The sequence below is a fragment of the Streptomyces asiaticus genome (genome assembly GCF_018138715.1).
Taxonomy (GTDB): Bacteria; Actinomycetota; Actinomycetes; order Streptomycetales; family Streptomycetaceae; genus Streptomyces; species Streptomyces asiaticus.
In genome coordinates this window covers 2,021,133-2,033,190 of the sequence record NZ_JAGSHX010000006.1, presented here as the reverse complement: position 1 = coordinate 2,033,190, position 12,058 = coordinate 2,021,133, and the positions used below count along the sequence as shown (strand labels likewise).

Genomic DNA, 12,058 nt, shown 5'->3' with positions numbered 1-12,058 from the left:
CGGCGCCCCCTGGTGCCGCCCCTGGTGTCACGCTGTGGGGCATGCAGCAGAACCCCTCTCCCACCCGCGTGCTCGTCGTCGACGACGACCCGACCGTGGCCGAGGTCGTCGCCGGGTACCTCGGCCGGGCCGGCTTCGCCGTGGACCGGGCCGCCGACGGCCCCGGGGCGCTCGCCCGCGCCGCCGCCCGCCGGCCGGACCTGGTCGTGCTCGACCTGATGCTGCCCGGCATGGACGGGCTGGAGGTGTGCCGCGCGCTGCGGGACAAGGGCCCGGTGCCGGTCATCATGCTCACCGCGCGCGGCGACGAGGAGGACCGGATCCTCGGCCTGGAGATCGGCGCGGACGACTACGTCACCAAGCCGTTCAGCCCGCGGGAGCTGGTGCTGCGCGTGGAGTCGGTGCTGCGGCGCGGCCGCACCGGTCCGCGGGTCCCCGGCCCTTCCGGCCCCGGCTCGGGCCTCGGCTCGGACGAGGTGACGCACCGTGCCGGGATCACCCTCGACCCCCTGGCCCGGCGGGCCGCCCGGGACGGCCGGGAGCTCGCCCTGACCGTGCGCGAGTTCGACCTGCTGGCCTTTCTGCTGCGCCACCCCGGGGTGGCCTTCACCCGCGAGGAGCTGATGCGCGAGGTGTGGGGCTGGGACTTCGGCGATCTGTCCACCGTCACCGTCCATGTGCGGCGACTGCGCGGAAAGGTCGAGGACGATCCCGCCGCGCCCCGGCTCATCCAGACCGTATGGGGCATCGGCTATCGCTTCGACGCCCCGCCCGAGACCGACGACAGGGCCCACGGCGAGGAGCGACGGGACGAGGGCCGCGGGGACGACGGGCGACGGGACGAGGCGCGCGCGGGCCAGGGGCGGGACGAGGCGCGCGCGGGCCAGGGGCGGGACGAGGGACGGGGGCCGGGCTCCGATGCGTGATGTGTTCCTCATGGCGGTGTTCGCCTTCCTCGGCGCGGCGGCGGCCGGTCTGCTGGGCGCGCTGGCGCTGCGGCTGGTGCGCGGCCGTTCGGTCGCGGTGTCCCTCGCGGTCGTCGCCGCAGTGGCGGTCACGGCGATGCTCACCGGGACGCTGGCCGTCGCCTGGGCGATGTTCCTGTCCCCGCACGACCTGACGGTGGTCACGACCGTCTGCGCCATGGCCGCCGTGGTGTCCCTGGCCACCGCGCTGCTGCTGGGCCGCTGGGTGGTGGCGCGCAGCAACGCGCTGGCCCTCGCCGCCCGCTCCTTCGGGGACGGCGGGAGCTTCGCCGCCCCCGAAGGCCAAGCCACCGCCGAACTCGCCGCGCTCGGCCGTGAACTGGCCGCCACCAGCGCCAAGCTGGCCGCCTCCCGCGAGCGCGAGCGCGCCCTGGAGTCCTCCCGCCGGGAGCTGGTCGCCTGGATCTCCCACGATCTGCGCACCCCGCTGGCGGGGCTGCGCGCCATGTCCGAGGCGCTGGAGGACGGGGTGGCCCCCGACCCGGACCGCTACCTCCGCCGGATACGCACCGAGGTGGAGCGGCTGAACACGATGGTCGGCGACCTCTTCGAGCTCTCCCGCATCCACGCCGGGGCGCTCTCCCTCGCCCCCACCCGGATCTCCGTCTACGACCTGGTCGGCGACGCCCTCGCCGGGGTCGATCCGCTCGCCCGCGAGCTGGGCGTCCAGCTGATCGGCGAGCGGGTGGACCCCATCCCGGTGGAGGTCGACGGCAAGGAGATGACCCGTGTGCTCGGGAACCTCCTCGTCAACGCGGTCCGCCGCACCCCGGCGGACGGCACGGTCGCGGTGTCCGCCGAGCGCGAGGCGGACACGGTCGTGCTGTCGGTCACCGACGGCTGCGGCGGGATCCCCGAGGAGGACCTTCCGCGCGTCTTCGACACCGGCTGGCGCGGCAGCGACGCCCGCACACCCCCGGCGGGCGCCGGTCTGGGCCTGGCCATCGTCCGCGGCATCGTCGAGGCCCACGACGGCCAGGCGGCGGTCCGCAACGTCGACGGCGGCTGCCGCTTCGAGGTCCGCCTCCCCGCCGCCGTCACGTCGTCCTGAGCGACCCCGCTCCCTCCCCTCACACCCCCGCTGCCCTCACACCCCCGCCCGTTGCGGGGCGTGGGCGAATTCGGTCATGCCCTCGTGGAACGAGACCGCCGGGCGCCAGCCCAGCTGGTCACGGATCCGGCGGGACGACGCGGTGATGTGGCGTACGTCCTCCAGCCGGTAGCCGCCCGTCACCACGGGCGCGGGGCCGCCGAACGCCGTGGCCAGGGCCGTGGCCATCTCGCCCACCGTGTGAGGGTCGTCGCTGCCGGTGTTGTACGCGGTCAGCGCGGCCGGGGCCACCACGTCCGGCGCCGCCGCCAGGGCGGCGACATTGGCGGCGGCCACATCGCGGACATGGATGAAGTCCCGGCGCTGGCCCCCGTCCTCGAAGACCGTGGGTGCCTCGCCGCGTGCCAGGGCCGAGCGGAAGAAGGAGGCGACGCCCGCGTAGGGGGTGTCGCGCGGCATCCCCGGCCCGTAGACATTGTGGTAGCGCAGCGATACCGCGCGGCCGCCCACCGACCGGGCCCAGGCCGCCGCCAGATGCTCCTGGGCCAGCTTCGTCGTCGCGTACACATTGCGGGGATCGGCCGGTGCGTCCTCGTCCACCAGGCCGGGCCGCAGCGGGGTGCCGCACTCGGGGCAGCGGGGGTCGAAGCGGCCCGCCGCGAGATCCGCCTCGGCGCGCGGGCCGGGACGGACCCGGCCGTGGCGGGGGCAGTCGTAGCGCCCCTCGCCGTAGACGACCATCGACCCGGCCAGGACCAGTTCGCGCACCCCGCGCTCGGCCATCGCCGCCAGCAGCACCGCCGTGCCCAGGTCATTGCAGCCCACATAGGCCGGGGCGTCCGCGAAGTCCTTGCCGAGACCGACCATCGCCGCCTGGTGGCATACGGCGTCCACCCCGCGCAGCGCCGCGAGGACCGCCTCCCGGTCCCGCACATCGGCGTGGAGCCACTCCCCGTCCACGGATGGCGGCGCCGGATGGGTGGCGATCGGGTGAGCCGCGGGAAGCAGGGCATCGAGGACGACCGGCTCATGGCCGTGCTCGACGAGGGCGGTGACGATGTGCGAGCCGATGAAGCCCGCACCTCCGGTGACCAGTACACGCATGGGGCGACGCTAGGCCCGAGCGGGCGCCCGGGCCCGCCCCCGCGCCGTTCCGTCACCGCTCCGTAAGACCTTCCGGAGGAGGCGTGGTCACAGAATGGTCACAAGAGGGACGGCCCTACGTTGCCTTTCACTGCGACCGTGGCGCCCACTCGCGTCCCCTGGGGTCCCGTCCCCGAGGTCTGTCCTCCTGGGGTTCCCGGACACGTTTCACACGGATAGTTCAACCGGACACGTCTCTCAAGACCGCCGCCATCGACGAACAGAGAGCCACATGACGGTCACCACCGCCCCCGCGGCCCAGCGTCCCCACTGCCTCAATGACGTCAAGGGATGGTTCCCCAGCCTTGACCAAGTGCTGTTCGACCGCTTCCTGAGCCGTCAGGAGCGCCTCGGACAGCTCGGGGACCTGATGGAGATGGGTGCCTACATGGGCAAGAGCGCCATCTTCACCGCCGCCTACCTGCGGGCGAACGAGCGGTTCACGATCTGTGACCTCTTCGACGCCGAGGCGCCGGACGAGAAGAACGCGGCGGAGGCGCGCAAGTCGTACTCCACCCTCACCCGCACCGCCTTCGAGCAGAACTACCTGGCCTTCTGGGACGACCTGCCGAACGTCATCCAGGGCCCCACCTCGGTCGTGCCCGACCACGTCGGCGCGAACACCTGCCGCTTCATCCACGTGGACGCCTCGCATCTGTACGAGCACGTGGCGGGCGACATCGACACCGCGCACAACACACTGGTGCCCGACGGCCTCGTCGTCCTCGACGACTTCCGCTCCGAGCACACCCCCGGCGTGGCCGCCGCGACCTGGGAGGCGGTCTTCACCCGCGGCCTGCGCCCCATCTGCCTGTCCACCCAGAAGCTCTACGGCACCTGGGGCGACCCGGAGCCGATCCAGGAGGAGATGCTCGCGGACGAGGAGTGGCGCAAGGGGATGCACACCAGCGTGCAGGAGATCGCGGGCCGCAGGGTGCTGCGGTTCTCGGGGAAGCCCGCGAACCCGACCCCGCCCACCTCCCGCTTCGCCCATGAGCCGCGCGACCCGGCCCCCGAGCCGCGCTCCGCGTCCACCGCACCGGCGTCCGCTCCCGCGGCGCGCCGCCCCACCGCGGTCCGGCGGTTCGCCGCCGATGTGCTCCCGCCGGTCGTCGCCCGCGCGATCCGCCGCCGCAGGGGATAGCTCCCCCGAGCCTGGAGGGGAGCCCGGGGGCCGTCTGTTCTTGGGCTCCCCAGACCCCCGGCGCCGCGGACGGCCTCACCGCCGCCGCGGCGGCGGTGAGGCCGTCCGCGACCGTGCAGGGCGACAAGGTCACGGCGTTGACCCTAGGTGGGACACCGCCGGCGCTTGGGGTGTTCGGAGTGTCCGTGGTCGGCCCGGGCGAAGGCCATGGACAGGGCGATGAGGGCGCGGGCGTCGGCGCTGACGTCGTTTCCGGTGGGAAGTGCGACACGTACGGCAGGGAGGGCGGTGTGCGGGTCTTCGCTCTCGGGTTTGAGGTCGAGGGCCGTGGTGATGTGCCGGGCGAGCCGGTCCGGGCCGCAGCGGGCCAGGTCGGTGTCGGGTGCCGCCAGCGCGAGGTAGGGGCTCAGGCGGACCAGGCCGTCGCGGCACTCGATGAGGCGGCGGTAGAAGCGCGCGTGGGTGTGCCGGAGGCGTAATCGGTTCCATAGGGGGCGGGCCGGTTCGCGGTGCAGGACGAGTTCCGGGTAGGCGGTGACCAGGGCCTGCCAGAGAGGGGCCAGCTGGTCGTGCATACGGCGGTGGCTGAGGACCGACCGGAGATGGGTCGCCAGCTGCACTCCGCCGAACAGCATGATGCCGATCAGCACACAGCCGAGGGCCAGGTCGGTGTTCGCCTGGTTCGCCGCCTCCAGCTCCGAGTGCGACCCGGGTGCGTCGATGCGCAGCAGCACCAGGACCACCCGGCCGGCCGCGGTGAGTGCCAGCCCGAACAGGCCGGCCGTCATGGTGCGCAGGCTGTGGGCCAGATGCCGGGACGCCCGGCGGGCATAGCGCAGGGCCCACAGCCCCGAGACGACGTAGGCGTAGATGAAGAACGCGTTGCCGACGAGGTAGAAACCGGCGATCCCGGGCTGTCCGATGTACGGGCTGGACGGGGTGTGGTCGCGCAGCGCCGGCGGTGTGGCGATCATGCTGATGACCAGGGCGGTCAGGACGCCGGCCAGAAGGCCGGTGTGCAGTCGCAGCTGGCGTCGGAAGTCGGCGGGGGCGCTGCGGGTGGAGGCGGCGAAGAACAGGATGAGGGTGCTCAGACCGGACATGTAGAGCGCGTTGAAGGCGACCTTGCCGACGCCGGCCGGCGCGAACGCCATCAGCCGGTCGCGCACCTCGGGGAAGCCGAGGATGTCTCCGGCGGCGAGCAGGAACAGACAGAGGGCCAGGAGGCGCAGCAGCCGGTCGTGCGGGGCGCGGGTCAGGTCGACAGCCTTCCACACCGCTCCCAGGACCAGCATCGCGGTCACTGCCAGATGGAGGATCACGTCCATCCCCACCGGGCGCTCAGTGCGGAGCTCAGGGGGTCGAGCGTGGAGTCCTCGGCGGTGCGGGGGGTGGCGTAGTCGATGACCACGGCCCACTCCTGGATGATGGTCGCGACCAGTTCGGCCTCGCGTTCATAGTCCTCTGTGTAGTAGGCGCGGTTGAACCGTCGTGTGATCAGCTTGCGCGGGTGGTCGGGACCCAGGGCGAGGGCGTCCTCCTCCGCACCGCCGCCATCCTGGTGGTCGGCGAGGATGTGGCCGATCTCGTGCAGGATGATGTGGTCCTGGTGCACCCGGCTCGTCTTCCGCTGGTAGAAGATGCCGTCCTCGTCCGGGCGGGAGATCCACACGCCGAACGGGCCGGGTACGGGCAGGTCCCAGGGGATCAACCGGATCGGCTTCCCGCGGTGTTGCCCGAGCCGTTGGCACAACTCCTCGACGCGCAGGGGTGGCTGGATGTCCAGCTGGCGTAACAGGCGCTTGCAGTAACGGCGCAGCTCACGTTCGCGTATCGCCACGAGTGCTTCCTCGGGTCTGGGCGCCGGGGACGTCGGTTCCGTCCTGATCGAAGGTGTCGATCATCTTCAGCAGCTGTTCCCGGAGTGCCGGCGTCATGGCTCCCGCTCTCATCGCGATCATCCGTACCTGGTGACTGGCCAGCCGCTCCCGCAGCAGCTCGTCCTCGGGGCTCTCCTGCGCGACCAGGGACTGGACCGTGATCGGCGGCGTTCCTGATTCACGGTGATCGTCAAAGAACTTCGCCAGGCCCTCCAGCACGCTCAGCGTCGGGTTCGTATGCGACCCGTTCCGCAACATCGCCAGGTAGCTTCGCGACAGCGTCGCCGGGTGGGACGGATCCGCGGTGACCGTCTTGGCCACCTCGGCCGTCGAGTACTCCCGCTGCCGTCCGTGGGCGTCGCGCCATCGCACCGTTGCGAACAACGCGTTCAACCGTTCGGCCAGCGGCGGCCGACATCCCTTGTCATCACCTGAAGACAATGCCCATCCTCCCGGTCGGATACCCCAGTCATCCCGGAATCTGTGAAGAGCCGAGTGCTCTGCCCGACGCGGCCAATGTTGCTTGCCGTCCCGGAGCACGGAGTGCCAATATGTTGGACACTTCGCCAACGATACCGACGCATGCCGAGCAAGTCTCCGTTCGACGCAGGGGATTTGATGCCTCATCACCGTGGCCTCCGTCGGCGGCGTAGGCGCCTCGACGCGACGTACTGATCAATGCGCGAAGAAGGGGAGTCCATGTTAGAGGCGTTACCCGGCCCTGCGACGCGAACTGATCAGGAGGCACGGCGGACGCGGTCCGTGCCCATCGGGACACTGGTGATCTCTGATTCACCGCGCATCGCAGGGGAAAACGCCGAGCACATCAGGGTGCTCGCCGAGTCGGACCTGGCGTGGCCGCCGATCACCGTGCACCGGCCCACGATGCGCGTGGTGGACGGGGTGCACCGGGTGCGCGCAGCGCTGCTGCGCGGCGAGGAGCGGATCGAGGCCGCCTTCGTCGACGGCACCGTCGAGGAAGCCTTCGTGCTCGCCGTCAGACTGAACACGCGGCATGGGATGCCACTCTCCCGGGCCGACCGCACCGCCGCGGCCACCCGCCTGGTCGAGAGCCGCCCCAGGTGGTCGAACCGCCGGATCGCGGAGATCGTCGGTGTCTCGCCCACCACGGTCGCCACGCTGCGCGACCGTTCAACCGGCCGGACTGGTCAGTCGAACGTCCGAGCGGGGCGCGACGGCAGGGTCCGTCCCCTCGGCGCCGGCGCCGCCGAGGGGCGCCGGCGGGCGGTCCGCGTCATCCGGTCCCGGCCCGATGCGTCCCTCCGTGAGATCGCGGCGGAGGCCGGTGTCGCCGTCGCCACCGCCAGGGACGTACGGCAGCGGCTGCGGGTGGGGGAGGATCCGGTGCCGCCGAGGCTGCGGGCGGCCGAAGTGCGGGACTCCGGCAGGGGCGAAGCGTCCCCGGCCGCCGGCACACCATCGGCCGGGGACGGGAAACCCGCCGTAACCCTGCCGCCGGAGCCGGCCGCCCATGCGAGCGCGCGCAGTCTGCGCAAGGACCCGTCGCTGCGCTTCTCCGAGGCCGGACGGACGTTGTTGCGCCTGTGGAGCGCGCACGCACTGGACGCCGATCAGTGGCAGGTGCTGGCCGACAGCGTGCCCACACACCGGCTGTCCGACGCCACCTGGGCCGCCCGCCGGTGTGCCGAGCAGTGGCTGTGCTTCGCCAGAGGCATGGAGGAGCGCGCCGCGCTGGTCCGTGACCGGGCAAGCTGAGCCGCGTATAGCGCATCTTCGCCATGGTGGCCTTACGGTCCGCTGCCCTTCATATACGCCGGAGAAGTTCGTGTACGGTGAAGTAACGGGCCGATGGCGCTGATGAATTCGGCAGGTCGGCAACGAACCCGAGGACCGGCGACATGGCACCTCGAAGGGGGATTCCTCGATGCGTAGCTGCGCGACCCAAGCGGAATGAGTGCCGGGCGGCTTTGTGGCTGCCATGCGTCTCCGCTTTTCCTGATGTGCCTTCCCTTCACTGAAAGACTTCCGACGCCAGGGCGGCTCTCGGCCGACCCGGGCTGATATGCGCGCGACCCGTCCAATGACCCGGGCGGGAAGAGCGCTTTCCGCGCCGAACGACTTCACCAGGCCCGGCGACAGGCCATGCGGTTCGTCGTACGCACCCATCGCACCGGGCGCACCCGCACTCCGGGCACCAGCTTTGTGATGCCTCAAGACTGATCACGGACTAAATGGGGGAACAGTGAACACGGCCGAGCGTAGAAGCAAGGGAGTGCAGGAGACGGCCGCCGGCCGGCGACCGGCCCCGATTGCCCCGGGGTGGCGGAATTCCGTCGGGCGCGCGGGAGCGAGCGACAGGGCGGGCGACCGAAGGCCGGAAAAGGCCGTCCGTGACCTATGGCGGCCCGCGACGCCCCGGCGGGGCCCGGCCACGTACACCCCGGGGGTGCTGCTGGCGGACGACGGCCGGGGGCTTCCGTCCGAGCCGCGGACGGCCGTGCGGTGCATCGAGCTGGCGAACCTGGGCGTGAACCGTGCGGCCGTCACCGAGCAGGCGGAACGGGTGCTGGGGCCTGACGCGACGCGCGCGGACGCGTACGGGGTGTGGCTCGCCATTCTGGCCCTGCAGTACACCGGTGACGTGGTGTCGGCGGACGCGCAGTGCGAGCGGCTGGCCCGGCACCCCTTATGGTCCGGCTCGGTGAGGCACCAGAACCTGCTCAGGCTGCTGCGGGCCCGCAGCTCCCTGATGTCCGGTGACGCGACCCGGGCTTCGAACCTGCTGAAGGCGGCTCTCGCCGACGAAGGACCGGCCTTCCCGGCCTGTCTCGCCATCGCCTGGCTGATCGAGGCGCTGGTGCACATCGGCGAGCTGGACCAGGCGCACGAGGTGTTGCTGGAGCACGGGCTGGTCGGCCGGCTCAGCGCCGGGCTGCCGGACCGTCCGCATGTGCTGGCCGCGCGAGGCGCGCTGCACATGGCGATGGGCCAGTTCCAGCACGCCGTCGACGACTACACCGCGTGCGGCCGGACCCTGGCGGCCTTGAACGTGGTCAACTCGACGGTCATACCCTGGCGTTCGAGGGCGGCGTTCGGTGCGTTGGCCGTGCAGCGGTACGACCTGGCGCTGGCGCTGGCCGAGGACGAGCTGATCGCGGCGCGCAAGTGGGGCTCGGCACGCGGTGTCGGTGCGGCGCTGCACGCCGTGGCCATAGCGCGGCGGGGCGAGTCGTCGGTGCCCCTGCTGGAGGAGGCCGTCCAGCTGCTCGACCTGGGGCAGGCCCGTACGGAGCTGATGCAGGCGCTCTACGACCTGGGCACGCTACAGGTGGAGCGGAAGGACGTGGCCGGCGGGCGCAGCCGCCTGGAGGCAGCGGGCGCGGTGGCCCGCGAGTGCGGCAACGCCTACTGGGCGGAACGCGTTCGGCTCGGGCTGGCCCGGCTGAGCGGTCCGGACAACGGTCGGACACTCACCCGCCAGGAGATCAAGATCGCTCAGCTGGCCCGTGCCGGGTACAGCAACCAGCGGATCGCGGAGACGCTGTTCCTCGCCGTACGTACGGTCGAGTTCCATCTTTCCAGCGTCTACCGGAAGCTCGCCATATCCGGCAGAAGGGAGCTGGCCACCGCTCTGGGGTCGGTGGCCGCCTAGGGTGGCCGCCTAGCCTCGCGCTTTCGTGAGCTCTGTCCGACTGGTGGTCGGACCGCCGTCGGGTTCAACCGCGTGAAAAACCCTACGGGTGGCCCGCAATGAATCCTGTGGGTGTGCCGCAGTGAACCCTGTGGGCACGCCGTAGGTTCCCCAGGCTCGCCTTGTGCGGGGGAGCCGGGAGTGTCAGTGTCGAAATGAATTCAGCGGGGCCTGTTCGAGAGCCCGTATCCATCACCCCACTCATTTCGAGGCAGGCACTCATATGCTCCAGCAGAACACGACCAGGCGGATCGGCTATTGGCTGCTGCATCTGCACAGGCTCTTCGATGAGGCCACCGAACGAGCGTTGTCCAGTGAGCGCCTGAATCGACGGCAGTGGCAGGTGCTGCACGCCATCAGTATCAATGTGAACACCGTCACCGATATCGATGCGGCCTTCTCTCCTTTCCTGGCCGTCGACCGCATCGATTCCTACGCGCCGATCGTGAACGAGTTCGCGGCACGGGGCTGGGTCACGGTGCAGGACGGCGCCGTGGCGCTGACGGCGGACGGCGACGCGGCGCACGACCGGGCCGAGGCGCTGGTGAACGCCCATGCGGACCGCTCGCTCGCCGGGATCTCGGAGGAAGAATTCCTGGCCGCCAACGATGTGCTCGCGCGAATCGCTCACAACCTTGAGAGCGAATAGCGACCGCATGCCCTCGGCCAAGTCGGCGCAGTCATTCCGGGAGAAGAGTATGGACGCTTCAGTCGTTGTGGTCGGTGCCGGGCCCGCCGGACTCATGCTGGCCGGGGAGCTGCGCCTGGCGGGCATCGATGTCATCGTGCTGGACCGGCTGCCCGAACGCACCGGGGAGTCACGCGGCATCGGGTTCACGATCCGCACCATGGAGGTGTTCGACCAGCGGGGTCTGCTCTCCAGGTTCGGTGAGATCGAGACCAGCGAGGCCGGGCACTTCGGCGGTCTGCCCCTCGATCTGGGCCTGTTGGGCGCCGCCCACGGCGCCGCCCGGACCGTGCCCCAGTCCACGACCGAGGCCGTGCTGGAGAGCTGGGCCCGGGACCTCGGGGCCGAGATCCGCCGCGGTCACTCGGTCACCGGCTTCGTCGAGGACGCCGAGGGCGTGACCGTCACCGTCGCCGGCGGGCCCAATCTGCGGGCCCGGTATGTGGTGGGCTGTGACGGGGGACGCAGCACCGTGCGCAACATCGCCGGCTTCGACTTCCCCGGCACCCCCGCCACCACCGAACTCTTCCTCGCCGACCTGCGCGGGGTGGAGCTGGAACCCCGCATGATCGGCGAGCGCACCCCCGGCGGCATGGTGATGGTGGCGCGGCTGCCCGGCGGCATCCACCGGATCATCGTCGGCGAGCGCGGCACGCCGCCGCCCCAACGGCGCACGGCCCCACCGGAGTTCAACGAGGTGGCGGACGTCTGGAAGCGTCTGACGGGCACCGACATCTCGGACGCCGAGCCGGTGTGGGTCAGCGCCTTCGGCGATGCGGCCCGCCAGGTCACCGAGTACCGGCGCGGCCGGGTACTGCTGGCCGGGGACGCCGCGCACGTCCATCTGCCGGCCGGCGGACAGGGGATGAACACCAGTGTCCAGGACTCGGTGAACCTGGGCTGGAAGCTGGCCGCAGTGGTGCGCGGCACGGCCCCCGAGACCCTGCTGGACACCTACCACGACGAGCGGCACGAGGTGGGCCGTCAGCTGCTGGCCAACACGCGCGCCCAGAGCACCCTCATCCTCGGCGGCGACGAGGTGGGACCGCTGCGGGACACCCTGGCCGAACTGCTGGACGGCCACCCCGAGGTCGTACGCCGACTGGCCGCCAAGGTCAGCGGCCTCGACATCCGCTATGAGACGGGCGGCGGTTCGCACCCGCTGCTGGGCGCCCGTATGCCGCGGCTGTCCCTGCTCAGGGACGGCCGGCCCACCAGCAGCAGCGAGCTCCTCCGCTCGGGCCGTGGCGTCCTCCTGGACCTGGAGGACAACGCCACGCTGCGCGGCCGGGCACGGGGGTGGGCCGACCGGGTCGACATCGTGACGGCCTCCCGTCACGGGGACCTCCTCGACGAGGACCCCCTGGTGCGGACCGCCGCCGTCCTGCTGCGTCCCGACGGCCATGTCGCCTGGGCCGCACCCGGCTCCCGCTCCGACCTACCGATGGCACTGGCCCGCTGGTTCGGGCCGGCCCGATGAGCACCAGAAGGGA

General features: G+C 71.6%; 11 protein-coding genes. 7 read left to right on the top strand and 4 right to left on the bottom strand.

Annotation, left to right across the window (positions count from 1 at the left end; all coding sequences use genetic code 11):
- Positions 1–41: 41 nt before the first annotated feature.
- Complete coding sequence (locus tag KHP12_RS16275) at positions 42–926, top strand: response regulator transcription factor (protein WP_211833095.1); 885 nt, start codon at positions 42–44, stop codon at positions 924–926.
- Positions 919–2,037, top strand: coding sequence for a sensor histidine kinase (locus KHP12_RS16270; protein WP_210610029.1), 1,119 nt, complete (start codon positions 919–921; stop codon positions 2,035–2,037). The genes KHP12_RS16275 and KHP12_RS16270 overlap by 8 nt, the downstream gene beginning before the upstream one ends.
- 36 nt (positions 2,038–2,073) lie before the next feature.
- Here KHP12_RS16270 and KHP12_RS16265 read toward each other — a convergent pair whose 3' ends face one another.
- Positions 2,074–3,141: an NAD-dependent epimerase/dehydratase family protein gene (locus KHP12_RS16265; protein ID WP_210610030.1), complete on the bottom strand. Its 1,068-nt coding sequence runs from the start codon at positions 3,139–3,141 to the stop codon at positions 2,074–2,076.
- 271 nt (positions 3,142–3,412) lie between these two features.
- Here KHP12_RS16265 and KHP12_RS16260 point away from each other — a divergent pair, with 271 nt between their 5' ends.
- On the top strand, positions 3,413–4,324 hold the full coding sequence (locus KHP12_RS16260; RefSeq protein WP_211833094.1) for a class I SAM-dependent methyltransferase: 912 nt from the start codon (positions 3,413–3,415) through the stop codon (positions 4,322–4,324).
- A 143-nt stretch (positions 4,325–4,467) separates the two neighbouring features.
- On the opposite strand, the gene KHP12_RS16255 is transcribed toward KHP12_RS16260, so the two are convergent.
- The 3 genes from KHP12_RS16255 to KHP12_RS16245 are packed head-to-tail and all read right to left on the bottom strand — an operon-like array spanning position 4,468 to position 6,525.
- Positions 4,468–5,652: an MAB_1171c family putative transporter gene (locus KHP12_RS16255; RefSeq protein ID WP_086879618.1), complete on the bottom strand. Its 1,185-nt coding sequence runs from the start codon at positions 5,650–5,652 to the stop codon at positions 4,468–4,470.
- Positions 5,643–6,164, bottom strand: coding sequence for a hypothetical protein (locus tag KHP12_RS16250; protein ID WP_086879612.1), 522 nt, complete (start codon positions 6,162–6,164; stop codon positions 5,643–5,645). The genes KHP12_RS16255 and KHP12_RS16250 overlap by 10 nt, the downstream gene beginning before the upstream one ends.
- A complete protein-coding gene (locus KHP12_RS16245; protein WP_244202503.1) occupies positions 6,145–6,525 on the bottom strand; it encodes a hypothetical protein in 381 nt (126 codons plus the stop codon). The genes KHP12_RS16250 and KHP12_RS16245 overlap by 20 nt, the downstream gene beginning before the upstream one ends.
- A gap of 459 nt (positions 6,526–6,984) precedes the next feature.
- Between KHP12_RS16245 and KHP12_RS16240 the strand changes: the two genes are divergently transcribed.
- From KHP12_RS16240 to KHP12_RS16225, 4 genes are all read left to right on the top strand, one after another.
- Entirely contained in the window at positions 6,985–7,941 is a 957-nt protein-coding gene (locus KHP12_RS16240; RefSeq protein ID WP_308289413.1) for a ParB/RepB/Spo0J family partition protein, read from the top strand.
- 691 nt (positions 7,942–8,632) lie between these two features.
- Positions 8,633–9,838, top strand: a complete 1,206-nt coding sequence (locus KHP12_RS16235) for a helix-turn-helix transcriptional regulator (RefSeq protein WP_086879610.1) — start codon at positions 8,633–8,635, stop codon at positions 9,836–9,838.
- A gap of 262 nt (positions 9,839–10,100) precedes the next feature.
- Positions 10,101–10,526, top strand: coding sequence for a MarR family winged helix-turn-helix transcriptional regulator (locus tag KHP12_RS16230; RefSeq protein ID WP_086879609.1), 426 nt, complete (start codon positions 10,101–10,103; stop codon positions 10,524–10,526).
- 49 nt (positions 10,527–10,575) lie between these two features.
- Positions 10,576–12,045: an FAD-dependent monooxygenase gene (locus KHP12_RS16225; protein ID WP_086879608.1), complete on the top strand. Its 1,470-nt coding sequence runs from the start codon at positions 10,576–10,578 to the stop codon at positions 12,043–12,045.
- The last annotated feature ends 13 nt before the right edge of the window (positions 12,046–12,058 follow it).